21 protein-coding genes are annotated in these 18,903 nt (G+C 70.5%); 11 read left to right on the forward strand and 10 right to left on the reverse strand.

Annotation, left to right across the window (positions count from 1 at the left end; all coding sequences use genetic code 11):
* Positions 1-33 precede the first annotated feature (33 nt).
* Together IG78_RS0127065 and IG78_RS0127070 are read left to right on the forward strand one after the other, a co-directional pair.
* Complete coding sequence (locus IG78_RS0127065; RefSeq protein ID WP_030567705.1) at positions 34-237, forward strand: MbtH family protein; 204 nt, start codon at positions 34-36, stop codon at positions 235-237.
* 179 nt (positions 238-416) lie between these two features.
* A complete protein-coding gene (locus IG78_RS0127070) occupies positions 417-929 on the forward strand; it encodes a GNAT family N-acetyltransferase (RefSeq protein WP_030567708.1) in 513 nt (170 codons plus the stop codon).
* On the opposite strand, the gene IG78_RS0127075 is transcribed toward IG78_RS0127070, so the two are convergent.
* From IG78_RS0127075 to IG78_RS0127090, 4 genes are all read right to left on the reverse strand, one after another.
* Complete coding sequence (locus tag IG78_RS0127075) at positions 889-1,965, reverse strand: acyltransferase family protein (protein ID WP_225882232.1); 1,077 nt, start codon at positions 1,963-1,965, stop codon at positions 889-891. The two genes, IG78_RS0127070 and IG78_RS0127075, sit on opposite strands and share 41 nt — an antisense overlap.
* 5 nt (positions 1,966-1,970) lie before the next feature.
* Positions 1,971-4,208 carry a PIG-L family deacetylase gene (locus IG78_RS0127080; protein ID WP_078965598.1) on the reverse strand — a complete coding sequence of 746 codons (2,238 nt, stop codon included), beginning with the start codon at positions 4,206-4,208 and terminating at the stop codon, positions 1,971-1,973.
* 277 nt (positions 4,209-4,485) lie between these two features.
* Positions 4,486-5,691 carry a PP2C family protein-serine/threonine phosphatase gene (locus IG78_RS0127085; RefSeq protein WP_030567714.1) on the reverse strand — a complete coding sequence of 402 codons (1,206 nt, stop codon included), beginning with the start codon at positions 5,689-5,691 and terminating at the stop codon, positions 4,486-4,488.
* On the reverse strand, positions 5,688-7,295 hold the full coding sequence (locus tag IG78_RS0127090) for a sensor histidine kinase (protein ID WP_030567716.1): 1,608 nt from the start codon (positions 7,293-7,295) through the stop codon (positions 5,688-5,690). Before IG78_RS0127090 ends, IG78_RS0127085 begins: the two co-directional genes overlap by 4 nt.
* Positions 7,296-7,402: 107 nt before the next feature.
* Here IG78_RS0127090 and IG78_RS0127095 point away from each other — a divergent pair, with 107 nt between their 5' ends.
* Positions 7,403-8,305, forward strand: coding sequence for a response regulator (locus tag IG78_RS0127095; protein WP_225882233.1), 903 nt, complete (start codon positions 7,403-7,405; stop codon positions 8,303-8,305).
* 28 nt (positions 8,306-8,333) lie between these two features.
* Here the strand turns inward: IG78_RS0127095 and IG78_RS0127100 are convergent, their stop codons facing one another.
* Positions 8,334-9,662, reverse strand: coding sequence for an FAD-dependent oxidoreductase (locus tag IG78_RS0127100; protein ID WP_030567720.1), 1,329 nt, complete (start codon positions 9,660-9,662; stop codon positions 8,334-8,336).
* Between the two features lie 147 nt (positions 9,663-9,809).
* On the opposite strand from IG78_RS0127100, the gene IG78_RS0127105 reads away from it, so the two are divergent.
* Positions 9,810-10,175 carry an ArsR/SmtB family transcription factor gene (locus IG78_RS0127105; protein WP_030567722.1) on the forward strand — a complete coding sequence of 122 codons (366 nt, stop codon included), beginning with the start codon at positions 9,810-9,812 and terminating at the stop codon, positions 10,173-10,175.
* Between the two features lie 123 nt (positions 10,176-10,298).
* Here the strand turns inward: IG78_RS0127105 and arsB are convergent, their stop codons facing one another.
* Together arsB and IG78_RS0127115 are read right to left on the reverse strand one after the other, a co-directional pair.
* Positions 10,299-11,396: an ACR3 family arsenite efflux transporter gene (gene arsB / locus IG78_RS0127110; protein ID WP_030567724.1), complete on the reverse strand. Its 1,098-nt coding sequence runs from the start codon at positions 11,394-11,396 to the stop codon at positions 10,299-10,301.
* Entirely contained in the window at positions 11,393-11,701 is a 309-nt protein-coding gene (locus tag IG78_RS0127115; RefSeq protein WP_030567726.1) for an ArsR/SmtB family transcription factor, read from the reverse strand. The genes arsB and IG78_RS0127115 overlap by 4 nt, the downstream gene beginning before the upstream one ends.
* Positions 11,702-11,794: 93 nt before the next feature.
* Here IG78_RS0127115 and IG78_RS0127120 point away from each other — a divergent pair, with 93 nt between their 5' ends.
* From IG78_RS0127120 to IG78_RS0127150, 6 genes are all read left to right on the forward strand, one after another.
* Entirely contained in the window at positions 11,795-12,208 is a 414-nt protein-coding gene (locus IG78_RS0127120; protein WP_030567728.1) for an arsenate reductase ArsC, read from the forward strand.
* Positions 12,209-12,523: 315 nt separating this feature from the next.
* On the forward strand, positions 12,524-13,186 hold the full coding sequence (locus IG78_RS0127125) for a polysaccharide deacetylase family protein (protein WP_225882234.1): 663 nt from the start codon (positions 12,524-12,526) through the stop codon (positions 13,184-13,186).
* Positions 13,187-13,378: 192 nt separating this feature from the next.
* Positions 13,379-13,780, forward strand: a complete 402-nt coding sequence (locus tag IG78_RS0127135; protein ID WP_030567733.1) for a hypothetical protein — start codon at positions 13,379-13,381, stop codon at positions 13,778-13,780.
* On the forward strand, positions 13,777-14,379 hold the full coding sequence (locus IG78_RS49440; protein ID WP_157855880.1) for a hypothetical protein: 603 nt from the start codon (positions 13,777-13,779) through the stop codon (positions 14,377-14,379). Before IG78_RS0127135 ends, IG78_RS49440 begins: the two co-directional genes overlap by 4 nt.
* 72 nt (positions 14,380-14,451) lie before the next feature.
* Positions 14,452-14,859, forward strand: coding sequence for a peptidoglycan-binding domain-containing protein (locus IG78_RS44300; RefSeq protein WP_030567737.1), 408 nt, complete (start codon positions 14,452-14,454; stop codon positions 14,857-14,859).
* Positions 14,860-14,965: 106 nt separating this feature from the next.
* Positions 14,966-15,931, forward strand: coding sequence for an RICIN domain-containing protein (locus tag IG78_RS0127150; protein WP_030567739.1), 966 nt, complete (start codon positions 14,966-14,968; stop codon positions 15,929-15,931).
* A 77-nt stretch (positions 15,932-16,008) separates the two neighbouring features.
* Here IG78_RS0127150 and IG78_RS0127155 read toward each other — a convergent pair whose 3' ends face one another.
* Both IG78_RS0127155 and IG78_RS0127160 read right to left on the reverse strand, forming a co-directional pair.
* Complete coding sequence (locus IG78_RS0127155; protein ID WP_030567741.1) at positions 16,009-16,704, reverse strand: iron-dependent transcriptional repressor DtxR; 696 nt, start codon at positions 16,702-16,704, stop codon at positions 16,009-16,011.
* A gap of 8 nt (positions 16,705-16,712) precedes the next feature.
* Positions 16,713-17,258 (reverse strand): YbhB/YbcL family Raf kinase inhibitor-like protein, encoded by a 546-nt coding sequence (locus IG78_RS0127160; RefSeq protein ID WP_030567744.1) that lies wholly within the window; start codon positions 17,256-17,258, stop codon positions 16,713-16,715.
* Between the two features lie 134 nt (positions 17,259-17,392).
* Between IG78_RS0127160 and IG78_RS0127165 the strand changes: the two genes are divergently transcribed.
* Complete coding sequence (locus IG78_RS0127165; protein WP_030567746.1) at positions 17,393-18,079, forward strand: GntR family transcriptional regulator; 687 nt, start codon at positions 17,393-17,395, stop codon at positions 18,077-18,079.
* A gap of 21 nt (positions 18,080-18,100) precedes the next feature.
* Here IG78_RS0127165 and IG78_RS0127170 read toward each other — a convergent pair whose 3' ends face one another.
* A complete protein-coding gene (locus IG78_RS0127170) occupies positions 18,101-18,805 on the reverse strand; it encodes a DUF2470 domain-containing protein (protein ID WP_030567748.1) in 705 nt (234 codons plus the stop codon).
* Between the last annotated feature and the right edge of the window lie 98 nt (positions 18,806-18,903).

Raw genomic sequence — 18,903 nt, forward strand, 5'->3', positions numbered from 1 at the left:
CGGGACCGCACTACTCATCACGGAGAGCCCGACATGGACGAGAACACCCGCTACCAGGTGCTGCGCAACGACGAGGACCAGTACTCGCTCTGGCCGGTCGACGTCGACGTACCCGCCGGCTGGCACCGCGTCGGCAAGGAAGGCACCGAGGCCGAGTGCTCCGCCTACGTGGACGAGGTCTGGACCGACATGCGCCCGCGCAGCCTGCGTGAGCGCATGGAGAACACCGGGGCATAGACCGCACCTGTGCCGACCCGGGGCGACGACACCGCCGTCCGCCGCCCCGGTCACCGTCACCTCCTCTCTCCCTTTCACCCCCTCACCCCCTCCCCCCACGCAACCCTCGGGCCGCACTTCCCCGTTCCACAGCGCGGCCGTCTCCACTTTCTTTCCAGTTCTGCTCGAGGAGTTCGCCGATGACGCCGACACTGCACAGCGAACGGCTGGAGTTCGCGCCGTACCGCACCGAGGACGAGGAGGGCTTCGTCACCCTTCTGCGCAACGAGGAGGTGTGCCGTTGGATGGGCCAGGAACAGGTGCCCGAGGAGGATCTGCGGACGGCGTTCCGCATGATGCTCACCCACATCTACCCGCAGAACCTGTTCGACGTATGGGGGCTGTGGCACGAGGGGAGGTACGTCGGCCACGCGGAGGTCAAGAAGACGGGCAACGTGGACGGCCACGAGCTCATCACGGCCCTGGCCCCCGACTACTGGGGCAAGGGCCTCGGCACCGAGGTGGTCCGCACCCTGCTGCGCCACGCCGCCGACAACCTGGGTCTCAAGGAGGCCTACGGCATGGTGGGCGCCGACAACGCGGCCAGCCTGGCGATGGCCGAACGCCTCGGCTTCCGCCATGTACGGGACGTGGTGGGCGACGACGGGTCGGTCACGAAGATGGTCGTGATCTCGACGGCCGACGTGCCGTGAGGGCGGCGTCCGGTCCGTCCTGCGCGGCGGACGGCGGCCCGGGGACGGACCATCGCGGCAGCCGCGGTTCCACGAACAACTGGAACAGCAGCCGTACCGGTGGGGTCGACAACAGGAACACCGCCGCGACGACCGTGAGGGTGAGGACGACCTGGCCCACGGGGCCGAGGTCCTTGAGCGCCGGGTAGAGCCCGGCGGCCTCGCCCGCCCGGATCAGCAGGCCGTGCAGGAGGTAGGGGTACATCGTGACGGCGCCGAGCGCGGTGAACAGCGTACGGCGCCGGGGCACGCAGGCGAGGAAAGCGGCGACGAGGACCGCGCTGAGCACGAAGAGTGCGAGGCGCACGACCAGATAGCGCAGCGGACTCACGCCGAGCTCGGTGTACCCGACGTCCATGGACAGCCAGTGCTCGTCGGGGGCGGGGACGAAGAGATAGGCCCCGGCCCCGGCGAGCGCCAGAGCGACGACGGCCCAGCGGCGCGCCACCCGCGTGCGCAGGAAGGCGAAGTGCTGCGGGCGCAGACTCAGGCCGAGCACGAACCAGGGCAGGAACATCAGCACCCGCGGCAGCGCCAGGTCGTAGCTCATCGTGGTGAAGCCCGCGGCGAGGGAGACCAGGACGGCGATGGGCACGGGATGGCGGACGGCACGCCACAGGGGTGTGCTGAGCCGCCAGAGGAACAGCGCGACGAGGAACCAGCAGAGGTAGGTGGGTTCCGTCGGGGTGAGTTCGAAGGGCTCACCCCGTACCGCGCTGTTCGCGGCCGCGTACGCCGTCTCGAAGAGGAGATAGGGGATGAGCACCCCTTCGAGCAGCCGGCGCATCTGGTCGGGCCGGGCGCTGAAGCGCTGCGAGAAGTAGCCGCAGAGCAGAATGAACGCCGGCATGTGGAACGCGTACACCACGGTGTGGACGGCCTGCAGCGTATGCGTGCCGCTGACGATCTGCTCCCAGGAGTGCCCGAGTGCGACGAGCACGATAAGCAGGAACTTGGCGTTGTCGAAGAAGGGGTCGCGCGTGTCAGGGGCGGCCATCGGCATCACGCCCTCGATCGGGCGGGCGCTGGGGGTTCGACCGGTTGCCAGGGCGCGAGACGTCCTCCTTCACGCGTGGCATGGGTCCAGTACAGACGGCTGTCGAGGCCGAGCATGGTGAGCGCGACGCCGCCCGACGCCAGGGGGACGCTGGAAGGGGCACCGGCGAGCAGGACGCCCGTGCGGTTCCACTGCGGCCGGTGCTTGGCGGCGCCGGACGTGCCCCAGGCCGTGGCGACGTCACCGGTGGCGGACCGGGCCGCGAGCAGGACACCGCCCCAGTCGTTGGAGGTGACGCTCACCGGGCCGTAGCCCCCCGCTCCGCCGAAGTCGGTCAGGTCCGCCGACTGGTGGGCGGTGAGCGGCTTCCGGCCGCCCCGCGACGCCGCAGCGGGGGCGAGGCCGTCCGCGTGCAGTTGGGCGCTGTGTACGTTCCCGGAGTTCGGTACGCGGTAGAAGATCCGGACGCCGTCGTCGTCGGGGCGGACGGTCAGCGGCAGCGTGGTGGGCGGAAGCCCGGTCGGCAGCGGGCCACGGACGAGCGCGTCCGGCTGGTCCTGGATCCAGGCGAGGACGGTGTGCGGCGTTGCGGCAAGGACGTAGGAGCGTCCCGAGCGGTCCGTGGCGGCGACCGGGTCGCCGTGCACCGCCTCGCCACCGAGGCCGCGCCAGGGCGCCCACTCTCCGTCCGCCCGCTGGATGCGGCTGGTGAGCTGGTGGCTGCTGTCACGCAGGTACACCGTCATCGTGCCGTCGCGGTGCACCGCGACGGTGGGGGAGCTGATGTCGTTCGTGCCGATCTCGTCCGACAGCTCCGGGGTGCCGAGGGACTGCCAGGGCCCGAAGGCCCCGTCAGGGGACTCCTGGACGGTGAAGCCCACCTCCCTGCGGTAGTCGGCGGCGCGGGCGCCGAACAGGGTGCGGGTGCCGAAGACGGCGATCCGCCCGTCGGGCAGGGCCACGGGGTGGATGCCCGTGTCGATGCCGGTGTCCTTCAGGAGCATGGGCCCGGTCCAGCGCTTTGTGTTCCACCGGCCGCCGCCGCCGGGGCGGTGCCAGTGCGCGATCCGGCCGTCGAGCACGGCGAACGCCCGCAGGCTGTCGCCCTTGCCCGCGAGCAGCCAGCCCGTGCCGGTGTCCCCCGCGTGGTGGATGCTGTACGACCAGCGGTGTTTCGGGCGCGCGGCGACCTTGATGTCACCGCAGCCCGCCGGGTCCTGGCAGGTGTTCCTGGAGCCGTCGCTCCAGGAGTACGTCTCCAGGGTGCGGGCCTTGGACGCGCCGGACGCAGGGTCGAGGGTCCGGGGGAGACCGCCGTTGAAGTACCCCATGTAGGTCTGCACGGTGAAGTGCGGGCGTGAGCCGGTGGCGGCGTAGCGGGCGAGGGCCTGCTGCACGAACCGGGCACCGAAGCGGTGGTCCTGGTGGTCGGCGCACTTGAGGTTGCGGTCGAGGCGGCCTGGCGTCGGGTTCTGCATCCGCACCTGGGTCGGCTTGAAGCGCTCCAGATAGCCGGTCAGGGTCCGGATGAGCTGTTCCCGTGTGTACGAGAAGTCACGGGTGACCAGGCCGCCGTGCACGAGCTGCGAGCCGAGCGCGGCGATCCGGCCGTCCCACAGGCCGTGCAGGCTGTGCGGGCGGTCACCGGTGATGCTGCCCGACTCGTGCAGCAGCGTCCACACCAGGTGGATGTGCGGGTACCCCTGGAGCGTGTCGAGCTCCGCCTGCCCGCCGCCCGCCGTGGCGATGACGCTGCGCCGCCACGGGTGGTCGGTCCGCCCGGTGACCATCTCCGCGTAGGCGGCGCGGATGCCGTTCTGGCGCGCCTTGGCGTACTTGCGCCAGTCGCGCGCGGGCCGGGGGCGGCCGCGGTACGTGCCCCGCCGTGGCGCGTTGATGCCGTTGGCCTCGCCCGACGTCAGAAAGATCGTGACCACGGGCCTACCGCTGCGCAGTGCCTGGCCGACCTCGGGATTGATGAAGAACAGGTCGTCGTCGGGGTGGGCGACGATCTGCACGATCGATTCCGTGGTCTTGGGCTGCGGCCCGGAGGTCGCCCATGTTCCCGAGGGCGCCGCCGTACTCAGGTCCGGGGGCTGGTGCGGGGCGATGGACCCCTCGCCCTCCTCGGAGCGGGCCGCCAGACCGATGCCCACCCCTATGGGCGCCACGGCGCACAGCAGGGAGGCCGCGATGACGTCACGACGGGTTGCTCGCGCGAATCCGCGCTTTTCGGGGTGCATAAACGGTGTTGCCTTGTCTGACGTACCGGCCACTCGGCCAACAGCTCCTGGGATGGACTCCTTGATCACCGAGGAAGATGCCGTGGGAAGGGCTAGGGTTGTCCTCGGTGATCTTCCTCACGTGACAGGGGTGTGAACACCGCGTGCACGTGAGGGTGACGCGCGTATAACAGGTCCAGACGGGAGAGGCCTTTCTGTACCCCGGGCACGTTGGCGTCGGCAAAGCGAAGCGCCGGGGAGTGTGTGCTGAAGGTCGTCGGGGCGGCGGTGCCGGGGCTCAGCGGCGGGCGATCCCGCCGCCCCAGTCGAGGCGGAGCACGGCGACGTCGTCGGAGTGCTGCCCGGCGTTCAGCGCGTGGGTCTCCTTGATGAGGAGGTCGACGTGGGCGGCCGGGTCCGCGGTCGCCAGCTTCCCGATCAGGGCGAGCAGCCCTTCGACGCCGAGTCGCTCACCGGTCGCGCCGTTGTGCCCCTCGGTGAGGCCGTCGGTGTACAGGGTGAGGGCTCCGGCGGCCGGGAGCCGGACGGTCGTGGGGGGCCAGCCGTGCAGGCCGGGAGCGATGCCCAGGGCGATGCCGTGTGCGGCGGTCAGCTCCCGGGTGCCGTCGGCCGTGGTGAGGAGGGGCTCGTGGTGACCGGCGAGGTGCAGCGTTGCGGTGCCCGCGTTCTGGTCGAGGGTGAGCAGGGTGCAGGTGGCGAAGAGCAACTGGCTGTCGCGCTCGGCGATCAGGATGCGTTCCATCAGGTGCAGCAGATCGTCGCCGCGGTGTCCGCCGAGGATGAGGGAGCGCCAGGCGATCCGCAGGCAGACGCCGAGCGCGGCGGCGTCGGGGCCGTGCCCGCTCACGTCGCCGATGACGGCGTGCAGCAGCCCGTCGTCGCCCTCCACCACGTCGAGGAAGTCACCGCCGAGCAGGGCCATTTCGGCGCTCGGCAGATAGCGGGACGTCACGCGCACCGTGGACGTGTCGAGCATGGGCTGGGGCAGCAGTCCGCGCTCAAGACGGGCGTTCTCCTCCGCCCGGAGCCGGGCGGCCTGCGCCTCGGCGCTGGCGCGTTCGGTCTGGCTTCGGTAGACGGCGTAACGCACCGTGCGGTGCAGCAGGTCCGCCTCGACCTTGCCCTTGACGAGATAGTCCTGGGCCCCGGCGGTCATGGCGTCGGAGCCCGCCTGGGCCTCGGAGAGACCGGTCAGGACGATCACCGCGGTGTGCGGGGCCAGACCACGGACGGCGGCGACCGCTTCAATGCCCGACACGTCGGGCAGGTGCAGGTCGAGCAGGACGCAGTCGATCGTGCTTCCGGCCAGTTCGGTGCGGGCCTCGGCCAGTGTGGTGCGGGTGGTCAGCTCGAACCGCAGCCCCGTGTCGTACAGGAGCTCCTCGACGAGCAAGGCATCGCCCTCGTCGTCCTCTATCAGCAGGATTCGGTACAGCGGCTCGGCGGCGGTCCCGCCCGGGGCGAGGGGCATGGACGCGGTCATCTCGCCTGCTCCGTGCCCGCGAGGGCGGCCTCCGGCAGGGGGGACGGGCCGGAGGTCTCCGGCGGCTCGGGTGTCAGGGTGAAGACGATGCGGGTGCCGCCGCTGTGAGCCGGGTCGACGGTGATGGTGCCCCCGTGGAACTCGACGATCTTCTTGCACATCGCGAGGCCGATGCCGCTGCCGCTGTAGGTGTCCTTGGTGTGCAGCCGCTGGAAGATCACAAAGACCTTGTCGGCGTACTCGGGCTCGATGCCGATGCCGTTGTCGGTCACGGTGAACCGCCAGAGGTCGCCCTCCCGCGCCGCCGTGACATGGATCTTCGGTGCTTCGCCGGGGCGGCGGAACTTGACGGCGTTGCCGATGAGGTTCTGCCAGAGCATGCCCATCTGGGTGGGGTCGGCGACCAGGGTCGGCAGCGGATCGTGGGTGACCGACGCGCCGGACTCCTCGATGCCCACGCTCAGCGCGGACAGCGTCTGCTCGAGCACCTCGTCCAGGTCGACGCTCTGGTGGGATTTGTGAAGGCGTCCCACGCGGGAGAAGTCGAGCAGGTCGTTGATGAGGGTCTGCATGCGGTTCGCCCCGTCGACCGCGAAGTCGATGTACTGGTCGGCCCGCTCGTCGAGCTGCCCTCCATAGCGCCGCTGGAGGAGCTGGGTGAAGCTGGAGACCTTGCGCAGCGGCTCCTGGAGGTCGTGCGACGCCACGTACGCGAACTGCTCCAGCTCGGCGTTGGAGCGCTGGAGGTCGGCCGCCTGCGCGTCGAGACGGACGCGTGCCTCCTCGGCGAACGCCAGCTCCTGGACCAGACGCCTGCGCATGGAGTCGATGTCGCTGCTGAGGCGCCGCAGGTCGGCGGGGCCCGTCGGAGAGATGGGGTGGTCGAAGTCACCGCCGCCGATGGTGCGGGCGTCCGCGCCGAGCTGTTCCAGCGGCTTGTTGATGCCGCGGCGCAGCCCTTCGAAGACGACGGCGGTTAGGACGAGGATGACCAGACCGATGGCGCTGAAGATCCAGTTGCGCAGGGTCATCGTGGACATCAGGTCGTCCCTCGCCTGCAGGCGGTCCGCGCGCAACTGCTCCTGCTGGTGGCTCAGGGCGGCGCGTACCCGGTCGAAGGCCGTCTTGCCCTCCGCCGCTCGTTCGGCGGCCAGCGGCGAGGGGGCGCCGGGCTTCGCGGCGGCGACGGGCCGCGCGATCCGCTGCTGCCACCTCGCCACGGACTCCTGTACGGCCTTCAGGTCGTCGAGGCCGGTGCGGTCGCCGTCCAGCAGCTCGGTGAGCCGCGCGGTGCTGGCCTTCTGCTCGGTGACGCCTCGCTCGTAGGGGGTGATGAACTCCGGCTTGCCGGTGAGTCCGTAGCCGCGGATGCCGGTTTCCTGGTTGAGGACGGCCGATTCCAGGCGGATCGCGGTGGTCAGCGAGGCCGACCGTACGTCCACGAGGTCCCTGCTGAGCGTCCCGGTCCTGGCCAGGACCCAGGCCCCGGTCGTTCCGAGCAGGGCAAGGACCGCCAACGACACGGCCACTCCGGTGCGAAGCCACCGCCGCGTCGTCCACAGGGAAATTCCCCGCGCACGCGGTTGCCTCTGATCGCCGGTCATCCTGTGGACTCCTCGCTGTGACTGCCGCCTTGAAGTGCAGCCAGAACACTCTAGAGGGCGACAACGGTTGTTGTCGCGCGGGTGATCCGGGACCTAGAGTGCCAGGTATGCCAGGCACGAACTTCGTACTGCGGGCCACCCCGCAGGAGACCGCGGCCATCGCGGACGCGGCGGTCGGCCACCTCGCGCAGCGACTGGCCCGCCGCCTCCTCGAGGCCCCGGTGCCCCCGGGACCGGGCGGCGGCTCGGCGCCGGGTGGCTTGGCGCCGGGCGGTCCGGCTGCGGACGTTTCGGCAGCGGGCGTGCCGCCGCTGGACGGTCTGGCGCTGGGCGATGGCTCGGCGCTGGGTGAAGGACCGGCGCTTGGCGAAGGACCGGCGCGGGCCCTGGCTCTGCTTCACCTGCTCGACCACCTCCAGCAGGCCACTGAACGGCTGCAGCGGGAAGTGGCCCTGGCCGCCGCCCGCGCGGGTGCGGGCTACCCACAGATCGGCGCCGCCTGCGGCGTGACCCGGCAGGGCGCCCGGCGCCGCTGGCCGGGACTCTTCAATCACTCCCACGAGAAACGCTCGGAGCGTCCGATGATGACCACCCCCGCCCGCCCCTTCGACGTCCTGCTCGTCGAAGACGACGTCGCCGACGCGATGCTCATCGAGGAGGCTCTCTCCGAGCGCGGGGCCCGCAACCTGGTCCAGGTCACGGACGGAGTCGCCGCGCTGGAGCACCTGCGTGCGCCGGACACCGTACGCCCCGACCTCATCGTCCTGGACCTGAACATGCCCCGGATGAACGGCCGCGATCTGCTGAAGGTCCTCAAGACCGACGAGGACCTTCAGACCATCCCCGTGGTGGTCCTCACCACGTCCACCGCGCCGGAGGACGTGACCGGCGCGTACAGCAGCCACGCCAACGCCTATGTGACCAAGCCGGTCAACCTGGAGGAGTTCGAGCAGGCCGTCCAGAACATCGACGCCTTCTACCTCGACACCGCCACCCGCCCCCGCCCCTGACCTCTCGGTCACTCGGCCCTTTGGCCCCTCACCTCTGGCGGGCGGCAGGGGCGGAGCAGCAGCCGTCCGACTGCTGTTCCGTCTGCTCCGGCTCGTCGAAGAGACCCGCACCGCCGCACACGCCGGTTTCGGGGAGGGTGAGCTCGACGCGCTCGGCCGCCTCCTGGTCACCGGCGAGGGCGGCGGAGATGGAGCGGACCTGTTCGTAGCCGGTCAGGGCCAGGAAGGTGGGGGCACGGCCGTAGGACTTCATGCCGACCAGGTAGAGGTCCTTCTCCGGGTGGGACAGTTCGTTCACCCCGTGGGGGTAGACGGTGCCGCAGGAGTGCACGTTGGGGTCGATGAGCGGGGCGAGGGCGGTCGGGGCCTGGAGACGCTCGTCGAGGCCGAGGCGGACCTCGGACAGGAAGCTCAGGTCGGGGCGGAACCCGGTGAGGACGATGACCTCGTCGACCGGGTTCGGACGGCGGCCGTCCTCGGCGACGAGCACGAGCCGGTCACCCTCCTGCTCGATCCCCTCGGTGCGGAAGCCGGTCACCGCGGACGCGTGCCCGTCCTCCACGGCGGCCTTGGCCCGCTGACCCAGCGCGCCGCGCGCCGGGAGCTGGTCGGCCTCGCCGCCGCCGAAGGTGTCGGCGCCGATCCCGCGGCGCAGGATCCACACGGCGTGCGTGCCCGGCTCCTCCTTCGCCAGGTCGGCGAGGTGGGCCAGGGCCGTGAAGGCGGAGGCGCCGGAGCCTACGACGGCGGTGCGCTTGCCGGCGTAGCGGGCGCGGACGGCCGGGTCCTTGAGGTCCGGAACCTGGTACGAGACGTGGTCGGCGGCGGCGCTCTCACCGAGGGCGGGCAGGCCGTTCGCACCGAGCGGCGACGGCGTGGACCAGGTGCCGGACGCGTCGATGACGGCGCGTGCGCTGATCCGTTCCTCACCGCCGTCCGCGGTACGGACGTGGACGGCCAAGGGCTGCGCGGTGCGGTCGGCGTCGACGATCCGGTCCCTGCCCGCGCGGGCCACGCCGGTCACCGTCGCCCCGTAGCGCACCCTGCGGCCGAGGATGTCGGCCAGCGGCTGGAGGTAGCGCTCGGCCCAGTCGCCGCCCGTCGGGTAGGCCGCCCCGTCCGGTCGCACCCAGCCGGTCGGGGCCAGAAGCTTCTCCGCGGCCGGGTCGACGACCTCGCTCCAGGGGGAGAACAGGCGGACGTGCGACCACTCCCGCACGGCGGTGCCCGCGGTCGGCCCTGCCTCCAGGACCAGTGGTTCGAGACCCCGCCCGGCTAGGTGGGCGGCGGCGGCCAGACCGACAGGTCCGGCACCGATGACCACGACGGGCAACTGATCGGTGGTGGGCGCGCTCACGGGATTCCCCTTTGTTTCGACGTCTGTCGATGTCTTGCGTGGCCACCATGCCACCTGATTCGATGAGCGTCAACATAGATGGATATCGAAGTCGTGAGCGCTCCGGTGGCCCTGGGGCGTTGGTTCGACGTGTGTCAACATAGATGCATGTCGAACACCAGGGTGCTGCCGCTGTTGGAAGCCGATGCCGCCGGGGCCGTGGAGCCGTGCTGCCCGCCGCTGACCGAGCGCCCGTTCACCGCGGGCGAGGCGGAGCGGGCGGCGCCGATGTTCAAGGCGCTCGGGGACCCGGTCCGGCTGCGGCTGTTCTCGGCGGTGGCCTCGCACGAGGGCGGCGAGGCGTGCGTGTGCGACATCTCCGACGTCGGGGTGTCGCAGCCGACCGTCTCGCACCACCTGAAGAAGCTCAAGGAGGCGGGCCTCCTCACCTCCGAGCGGCGCGGGACCTGGGTGTACTACCGGGTGGAGCCGTCGGTCCTCGCGGCGATGGGCCGACTTCTCGCCATCCGCTGAGCCGGCGCCACCGCCGGAGCCGCACGGGTGGAGCTGCATGGGTGAGCACTTGGCCGCCGCCCATGACCACCACGTCGATGTGCCGCGTCATGTCGATGTGCCGCGTCACGTCGATGTGTCACGTCACGGAGCCGGTCGGTCGGCGGCCGCGAACTTCTTCCGCCAGGCCAGGGACACGTAGACCAACGCCACCAGGACCGGTACCTCGATCAACGGGCCGACGACGCCCGACAGGGCCTGGCCCGAGGTCACGCCGAAGGTGGCGATGGCGACGGCGATGGCCAGCTCGAAGTTGTTGCCCGCGGCGGTGAAGGCGAGGGTGGCGGTGCGGTCGTAGGCGAGTCCGATGGCCTTGCCGAGGGCGAACGTGCCGAACCACATCACCGCGAAGTACACCAGCAGTGGCAGCGCGATGCGGGCGACGTCCAGCGGCTGCGAGGTGATCGTCTTTCCTTGGAGGGCGAAGAGGATGACGATGGTGAACAGCAGCCCGTACAGGGCCCACGGGCCGATCTTCGGGAGGAAGTCCCTCTCATACTTCTCGCGGCCCAGCTTCTGCTCCCCGATGCGGCGGGTGAGGAAGCCCGCCAGGAGGGGCACCCCGAGGAAGATGACGACGTTCAGGGCGATCTTCCACATGGAGATGTCGAGGTGCTCGCTGTCGCCGAGGCCGAGCCAGTCGGGCAGCAGGTCGAGGTAGAACCAGCCGAGCAGGCCGAACGCCAGAACCTGGAAGACCGAGTTGAGGGCGACCAGGACGGCGGCGGCCTCGCGGTCACCGCACGCGAGGTCGTTCCAGATGATGACCATGGCGATACAGCGAGCCAGGCCGACGATGATCAGGCCGGTGCGGTACTCGGGCAGGTCGGCCAGGAAGATCCAGGCCAGCGCGAACATGAGCGCCGGACCGAGCACCCAGTTGACGACCAGCGAGGAGATCATGAGCTTGCGGTCGCCGGTGACGGCGTCCAGCTTGTCGTAGCGGACCTTCGCGAGGACCGGATACATCATGATCAGCAGGCCGAGCGCGATCGGGAGGGAGATGCCGCCCAGTTCGACCTTGGCGAGAGCGTCGTCGAGGCCGGGGACGAGCCTGCCGAGCCCCAGGCCGACGGCCATGGCGATGAGGATCCAAGCGGCCAGGAAGCGGTCGAGCGTCGACAGCTTCTGGACGACCGACGGCTCCTCGGTGGTGGTCGTGGGTGCTTCGGTGCGGGTCACGGGCAGGCCCTCTTGTTGTCGGCGGCGGTACGAGCGGTCTCGGCCAGGTCGGCGAACTGGCCCGCGAGCGAGGCGATGACATCCGGCCGCAGCTTGTAGTAGGTGAACCGGCCGCACGGCTCGGTCTCGACGACCCCGGCCTCCCGCAGGACTCTCAGGTGGTTGGAGAGATTCGTCTGCCGGGCGCCTGTCTCCTCCACCAGGTGGGTGGTGCACAGCGTCTCGCGGGCCAGCAGGGTCACGATCTTGAGTCTCAGGGGATCGGCCAGGACCCGGATCAGTTCAGTCTCGACTGATGTCAGCATGGGCTGATACTCTCACATCAGTGGTCGCTGACGCCATCAGGTGCTGATGTCATTCGCACCTGATGCTTCCTTGAGTCGAGAGAGAATCCACTGATGCCCGAGAAGCCCTCCGTGCTGTTCGTCTGTGTCCACAACGCGGGTCGTTCCCAGATGGCCGCCGCGTGGCTGAGCCATCTGGCCGCGGACCGTGTCGAGGTCCGCTCCGCCGGTTCCGCCCCCGCGGGTCAGGTCAACCCGGCCGCCGTCGAGGCCATGCGTGAGGTCGGCATCGACATCTCCGCCGAGACCCCGAAGATCCTCACCGTGGACGCGGTCGAGGAGTCGGACGTCTGCATCACCATGGGCTGCGGCGACACCTGTCCCGTCTTCCCCGGCAAGCGGTACCTGGACTGGGAGCTGGACGACCCCGCCGGTCAGGGCGTCGAGGCGGTGCGTCCGATCCGTGATGAGATCAAGAGGCGTGTGGAGGGGCTCGTCGCGGAGATCGCGCCCGAGCCCACGGTGTGAGAGGAAGCGCCGGAGCCCACGGTGTGAGAGTAAGCACCGGAGTCCACGGTGTGAGAGGGGCCGAGGGAGCGCGCGGAAGCACACGGCATCGCGGGGCGAACGAATCACCCGGGTGCCGGGCCCCGCGGTAGCGGGGGAGCAGGCCGTCGCCCCCAGACTTGGGGCATGAATCCAAGGCGAAGGGCCGTACTGGCCGGGCTGTTGGCCGCGGGGACGGCACCCTGCGTCCCGGGGCGCGCGGCGGCAGCAGAGCCCCGGCCCGCTGCTGAGGCAGGGCTCCGGCCCGGCACGGCGGTGGGGCCCCGGCCTGCCGTGGTGGCAGAGCCCAGACCCCCCGCCGCACTGCTCGGCAAGGAGATCCGCCGACTGCCCACCACCCGCAAGGTGGTCGCGCTCACCTTCAACGCGGCTTGGAACGAGAGCGGCGTCGACACGGTCCTCACCGAGCTGCGGCGCCGCCGGATCGCGGCGACCTTCTTCCCGACCGGCGCGTTCGCCGAGGCCCGCCCCGCAGTTGTACGGGCCATGGGCGCCGCGCACGGCCTGGGCAACCACTCCTACAGCCACCCGTACTTCGACTCCCTGAGCACCCGGGAGCGGCAGCGGGAGGTGCGGCGCGCCGACTCCGCGATCCGTACCGCGGCGGGCACCGAGCCACTGCCGTTCTTCCGTTTCCCCTACAGCTCGACCACCCAGGCCTCGATCGCCGACGTCAACGCCCTCGGCTACGCGGCGATCGAGTTCACCGCCGACACCAACGGCTACCTCGGCCCCAACCGCGGCATGACCGTCGACCGCGTCGTCGAACGCGCCCGCGCCGCGCTCGCACCGGGAGCGATCATCCAGATGCACGTGGGCAGCCCCGGCGCCGGCCCCGTCCTGGACGCGGAAGCACTGCCGCGCATCGTGGACGAAGTCGGCAGGGCGGGCTATCGGGTCGTGGACCTGCGGGACTTCCTCGACCCGGGGACGACGTGAGGACGTGTCAGCCCCGTGGAAGACATGTCAGCCCCGTATCAGGGACCTCCGCGAGAGTACGCCGATGGAGCACAGCCGGTGCTCCGATGAGCGGTTCTCGATGTGTGCGGAGGTGGGGGCGGCATGGCAGGCAGGGGTGCCGTACGAAGACCAGGACGAGGCGGACGCGTCGCGCGGTTGCTGCGTGGGTGTGTGATCCCAGGGGTGTTCTGCGCTCTCGCGGGGGTGCTGGTGCCGCCGGGGCAGGCCGCGGCGGCCGAGGCCGCGGAGTGCAGGCTGCGTCCTGACGAGCAGCACATCGACTGGACCGGGCGGAGGTACACCGGGGATCTCCTGTGCGAGGTGGAGCCGGGGCACATCAGGCTCCAGTCGCGGTCCACCAGTTCGGTGATCGGGACGATGCTCTACTCACCCGCCTGGTTCGTCTGTTGGAAGCAGGGCAGCAGCTACCCCGGTACCGACCTGTGGTACCTCACCCAGGGCGACCAGGTGGTGGCCACACCGGCGGCGAAGGCGTGGGGCTATATGCCGGCCACGTCGGTGAAGGCGCCCGAACATCCCTTCCCCGGCCTCGCGAAGTGCCCGTGGACATGACCGCGAACAGGGAAGCGGCCAGTGCCGGGGACGTGACTGCCACCAAGGGCGTCAGGGGTGTGACGGGTGTGACGGGTTCGGCCGATGCGGAGGGTGTGACGGCAGGGCGGAGGAGGCCGCACGGCGGAGGCCGTTCCGTATGGCGGCGGACCGCTTCCGTCTCCTTATGGCTGCGGACCGCCTCCGTCGCGACGGTACTGGGGATTCTGGCCGTCGGTGCCGGTCTCGCCGCTCCCGCGCAGGCGGCAGGGAGAGCGGCCACATGTGAGTTGCGTGAGGGCATCCAACTGCGTGACGCCATCGGCAATGTGTTCACCAAGGCGCTGTACTGCGACAACCTGCCCTCGGACGTGTATGCCCGAGCCGACTTCGCCTCGCCCGTCACCGGCTGGCTGAAGATGTCGCCGTCGTGGTTCCCCTGCTTCACCACCGGTCCCGCGGACACCCAGGGCGACAAGACCTGGTACTACACCCAAGGCGACCAGGTGGGCACGATGCCCAAGATCAAGGGGTGGGGAGTCGTCCCCGCGGAAGTCGTGCAGTTGCCGGCGGGTACCCCGCGTCCTTTCCCCAACTTGCCCCGGTGCCCGTGGTTCTAGCGCTTGCCCCGGTGTCCGTGGTTCCAGATCCCCGCATCCCGCAAACCGGATCCAGGAACGGAGAGCTTTGTCATGCCCCATGAGCCCACGGTGGCGTCCGAGAGCCGCACGGCCCGGCGCACACCGCTTCGACTGACCCGCGGGCGTACGGCCGTCGGGGCGCTGCTCGGCGCCGTGGTCCTTGCCGCCGCGCCGACGGCGTCCTCCGCGAACGCCACGGACCGCTCCGCCGCAGCGACGACGGAGTGGCGTCTGTGCATGTACCTGGGCGGCCATCCGACATTGAAGAAGGGGGACACCGGTGAGGCGGTGCGTCACCTTCAGTGCGTTCTCAACGAGGTCTACCGCTACCAGACCGTCCCGGTGAACGGTTCCTTCGAGGTCATCACCGAAGCGTCCGTCAAGCATCTCCAGCAGCAGTTCAGCCTGCCGGGCACCGGTGTCGTGGACGCGGCGACGTGGACCGCCCTGCACCCGTAGCACGCGTGCTTCTCACAGAGAGACTTTCGGGATGAATACACAGGCCAGTGCCCGACGGTACCGGCGAAGCGCGGGGTGGTCACCAGGGAAGGCGGCCGCCTTCGCCGTGACCTCGATCTGTACGGTGATCTGCGCGGTGTTCGCCGCGGCGCTGAGCCTGCCCGCGCACGCCTCGGCTCAGGCCCGCACCCCGGCCGCCTCCGCCGCGCAGGTGGTGAACATCGTCAACACCCACAGCAAGCTGTGCGTGGAAACTCCCACGCCGGCCCTCGGTCAGCCGGTGCGTCAGGGACGCTGCTTCGGCAAGCCCGCCGCCCGCTGGTATTTGCAGGCCTCGGGCGCGGGCGCCGGTGCGGTCAACATCGTCAGTGCGGTCAGCGGCACCTGCGTCGGGGTGGAGGACGCGAGCCCCGAAGCCGGGGCGGCGCTCCGGCTCGCCGAGTGCGGCAGCGGTCCCTCCGTGAGCTTCCGGATCGTGCCCATCGGGGAGGGGGTCGGCTTCCAGACCATGACGTCCACCTCGCCCAAGTGTCTGGAGGTGACCGAGTCCTCGACCGCCGACGGTGCGGCGCTGCGACAGTGGGAGTGCAATCAGCAGCCCGGTTCGCTCTTCGCTCAGCAGCAGCCGCCCCGGCAGTGGGGCACCACGCTCGTCAACACCAACAGCGGCAAGTGTCTGAGCATCCTCGACCAGAGCGGCGCGGACGGCGCCAGGGCGGTCCAGCGCACCTGTGCGGGCGCCACCGACCAGCGCTGGCAGGTCGTCGAACTGGGCGACGGCAAGGTCGCCGTGGTCAACGACAACAGCGGCAAATGCCTGGCCATCAGCAACGGAAGCCTGGACAACGGCGCCAACGCCAACCAGTTCTCCTGCGACGGCTACCGGTTCCACACCTGGGCGATGACGCCGGAGGGCCCGCCGGAGAACAGCACCTGTACGCTCGCCAATCTGCGGAGCGGTAAGTACCTCGGTATCCGTGGCCAGAGCAAGGACGACGGGGCCCAGGCGGAGCAGTGGGACCGTACGGCGAACACGGATCAGGTGTGGCGGATGACGCCGTTGCCGAAGTAGTGGTTCGTCGGCATGACTGAAGAGGGTGGCTCTCGACCACGATCGTGGTCGAGAGCCACCCTCGCGCCGCTCAGCGCTCAGCGTGTGGTCACGAAGACGTGGGCCGCGGTCCGCAGAGGGAGTTCGGCGGCGGCCTCCCCGCCGTCGCCGACCAGCACACCGTCCGGTGAGGACGTCACCTTCACGACCGCGCCGGGCCTGACCCCGGCGTGCCGCAGGGTGTGCATGAGCTCGCGGTCGGTCTGGATCAGCTCCCCGATGCGCCGTACGACCGCACTCGCGCCGTCGCGCCCGGGCACCAGGTCGCTGAGGCTGACGGTGCTCTCCCCGGCGGAGGAACGCGTGGTGGTCTCCTTGCCGAGTTCCTCCAGGCCCGGGATCGGGTTGCCGTAGGGCGATTCCGTCGGGTGCCGCAGCAGCTCGAAGAGGCGGCGTTCGACGGCTTCGCTCATCACGTGCTCCCAGCGGCAGGCTTCGGCGTGGACCTGCTCCCACTCGAGCCCGATGACGTCGACGAGCAGACACTCCGCGAGCCGGTGCTTGCGCATCACGCGCGTCGCGAGGCGCCGCCCGTCCTCGGTCAGTTCCAGGTGCCGGTCACCGGCCACGTGCAGCAGATGGTCCCGCTCCATACGTGCGACGGTCTGGCTGACCGTGGGTCCGCTCTGGTCCAGGCGCTCGGCGATGCGGGCGCGCAGGGGGACCACGCCTTCCTCCTCGAGTTCCAGGACGGTGCGGAGATACATCTCCGTGGTGTCGATGAGGTGGGTCATACCGTTGGTCAGGCGGGGGTGTCGGTGAGGGTCTCGGCGGTGGCGGTCAGGACCGCGCGGCCGAGTATGTGGCCGGCCATGGTGAAGCCGAGGACGGCCGGGGTCGCGTCCGCCGGGACGCCGATGGACTCCACGTCGAGGGCGTGCACCACGACGAAGTAGCGGTGCGGGCCGTGTCCGGCGGGCGGGGCGGCGCCGAGGTAACGGGCGGCGCGGGCGTCGTTGGGCAGTTGGAAGGCGCCCTCGGGCAGGCCCGCGCCGGTGTCGTCGCCCGCTCCCTCGGGCAGTTCGGTGACGGTGGCGGGGATGTCGGCGACCGCCCAGTGCCAGAACCCGGACCCGGTGGGGGCGTCGGGGTCGTAGACGGTCACGGCGTAGCTCTTGGTGCCTTCGGGGGCGCCGCTCCAGGAGAGCTGCGGGGAGAGGTCCTTCCCGCCGGGGACACCGGCGGAGAGCTGCTCGGGCGACCAGGGGGCGCCTTCGCTGACGGTGGTGCTGGTGACGGTGAAGGAGGCCGCCTCGGGGAGGCGGGCGAACGGGTCGTTGGCGCTCATCGCGTCGTTCCTTTCAGGCCGTGCTACGTGCTGGGTGGTGGCGCGTCGAGTGGACGAGGAGGCGTCTGTCGGCGCCGATGAATCGACCATAACATGGATAATCGATTATTAAATGGATCGTCTATGATGACGTCATGACTCAGACGGCCGGTACCTCGACCTCGGCGGGGAAGCAGATGCTCTCCGAGCAGGTCCACGCACGCCTGCGGGACGCGATCATGCGCGGGGAGTACGCCCCCGGTGACGCCCTCAAGCCCCAGGACCTCGCCAAGGAGCAGGGTGTGAGCCTCGCTGTCGTGCGCGAGGCGCTCGTACGGGTGGTCGGTGAGGGCCTCGCGGACCGGTTGCCCAATCGCGGCTTCGCCGTCCCGGCCTTCTCCGACCGCCGCTGGCAGGAGATCGCGGAAGCCCGCCGGGCCGTGGAACCCGTCATGCTGCGCATGTCCATCGAGCGCGGCGACGTCGACTGGGAGGCGCGTGTGCGGGCGGCGCACCACCGTCTGGCCCGGACGCAGCCGTATGTGCAGGGGGAGGGGGAGTACTACAGCGACGCCTGGTCAGAGGCGCATCGGCTCTTTCATCGCGCCCTGTTGGAGGGGTGTGGCAACCCCGTACTCCTGGAGACCTTCGACCGTATGTGGATCGCGAGCGAGCTGGCCCGCCGCTGGTCGGCGCTGCGGCGGCCGGACCGGGACGGCGCGCGGGAGCACCGCCGCCTGGAGGAAACCGCGCTGGCACGCGACGCCGACACCGCGGCCGAGGTGCTGGCCCAGCACCTCACCTTGACCGCGACAGGCCTGACCGACCGCGCCGACCACTGACCTCCCGGGGTGAGGCGCCCCTCAGGCGAGCAGATGGTTGCGGTGGGAGGCGCGGCGGGCCGAGGCGAGGAGGCCGCGGATCTGCGGTCCCGCCTGGTCGATGTGGCTGATGGGGGTGGCGAACGGGAGCCGGGTGTCCAGGTGTGTGGTGGGGTGCTCCAGGCGGAGGGTCAACCCGTAGCGGTCGAGGGCCAGGGGGACCGCGCGCACCAAGTCCCGCGTCGGCCGGGGCTGCACGAGGCGGACCAGGAGAGGGACGAGTTCGTGGTGCTCGTCCACGAGGTGCGTCAGCATGTCCGCCTCCTCGCGTGCGATCGGGTCCGGGGCGGCTGCCATGAGTTCGTCCAGCGTGACGAAGTGGCGGCCCTCGCTGTCCTCCAGGAGTGCCTGGCCGAACTCCATGCAGGCACTCTCGTGCGACTCGCCGTCGTAGGGCGCCGCGAGGAGCCCGGTGAGGGTGACTCGGGCGCGCAGTCGGTCGCGGGCGGCGGTCGGTGCGATGTCGGTGAGTTCGAGGCGGACCGGGAGACGGCCGTGCGGCGTGGCAGGGGCACTCTCCGGGGGAGCGTGCAGGTGCATGTGTCCCATCGCCCCCGCGCCGTCGAGCCGGTGGACTTCGGTGTGGCACCCGTCGCTCACCACGGTCATCGACCGCGCCGCGAGCAGGATGGACCGCACGCGCTCGGCGGGGTTCGGTCGTGTGACGCGGGCGCTGTGTGGACGCATCCAGAATCTCCAGGGGCGTGGAAGAGGCTCAGCTACCAAGTTAGGTAAGGCAAACCTAACCTACTCGCATTCGGATGTGATCACCCCAGGGGGTCCCC

This window comes from Streptomyces aureocirculatus (assembly GCF_000720475.1).
In the GTDB taxonomy this organism is placed as follows: Bacteria; Actinomycetota; Actinomycetes; order Streptomycetales; family Streptomycetaceae; genus Streptomyces; species Streptomyces aureocirculatus.

Coding starts and splice junctions, on each gene's coding strand:
- IG78_RS0127160 (WP_030567744.1), bottom strand. CDS start 17,258: ATGAGCGCCAACGACCCGTTCGCCCGCCTCCCCGAGGCGGCCTCCTTC.
- IG78_RS0127065 (WP_030567705.1), top strand. CDS start 34: ATGGACGAGAACACCCGCTACCAGGTGCTGCGCAACGACGAGGACCAG.
- IG78_RS0127095 (WP_225882233.1), top strand. CDS start 7,403: ATGCCAGGCACGAACTTCGTACTGCGGGCCACCCCGCAGGAGACCGCG.
- IG78_RS49440 (WP_157855880.1), top strand. CDS start 13,777: ATGACCGCGAACAGGGAAGCGGCCAGTGCCGGGGACGTGACTGCCACC.
- IG78_RS0127090 (WP_030567716.1), bottom strand. CDS start 7,295: ATGACCGGCGATCAGAGGCAACCGCGTGCGCGGGGAATTTCCCTGTGG.
- IG78_RS0127115 (WP_030567726.1), bottom strand. CDS start 11,701: ATGCTGACATCAGTCGAGACTGAACTGATCCGGGTCCTGGCCGATCCC.
- IG78_RS0127105 (WP_030567722.1), top strand. CDS start 9,810: ATGTCGAACACCAGGGTGCTGCCGCTGTTGGAAGCCGATGCCGCCGGG.
- IG78_RS0127080 (WP_078965598.1), bottom strand. CDS start 4,208: ATGCACCCCGAAAAGCGCGGATTCGCGCGAGCAACCCGTCGTGACGTC.
- IG78_RS0127165 (WP_030567746.1), top strand. CDS start 17,393: ATGACTCAGACGGCCGGTACCTCGACCTCGGCGGGGAAGCAGATGCTC.
- IG78_RS0127170 (WP_030567748.1), bottom strand. CDS start 18,805: ATGCGTCCACACAGCGCCCGCGTCACACGACCGAACCCCGCCGAGCGC.
- IG78_RS0127085 (WP_030567714.1), bottom strand. CDS start 5,691: ATGACCGCGTCCATGCCCCTCGCCCCGGGCGGGACCGCCGCCGAGCCG.
- IG78_RS0127120 (WP_030567728.1), top strand. CDS start 11,795: ATGCCCGAGAAGCCCTCCGTGCTGTTCGTCTGTGTCCACAACGCGGGT.
- IG78_RS0127075 (WP_225882232.1), bottom strand. CDS start 1,965: ATGGCCGCCCCTGACACGCGCGACCCCTTCTTCGACAACGCCAAGTTC.
- IG78_RS0127155 (WP_030567741.1), bottom strand. CDS start 16,704: ATGACCCACCTCATCGACACCACGGAGATGTATCTCCGCACCGTCCTG.
- IG78_RS44300 (WP_030567737.1), top strand. CDS start 14,452: ATGCCCCATGAGCCCACGGTGGCGTCCGAGAGCCGCACGGCCCGGCGC.
- IG78_RS0127070 (WP_030567708.1), top strand. CDS start 417: ATGACGCCGACACTGCACAGCGAACGGCTGGAGTTCGCGCCGTACCGC.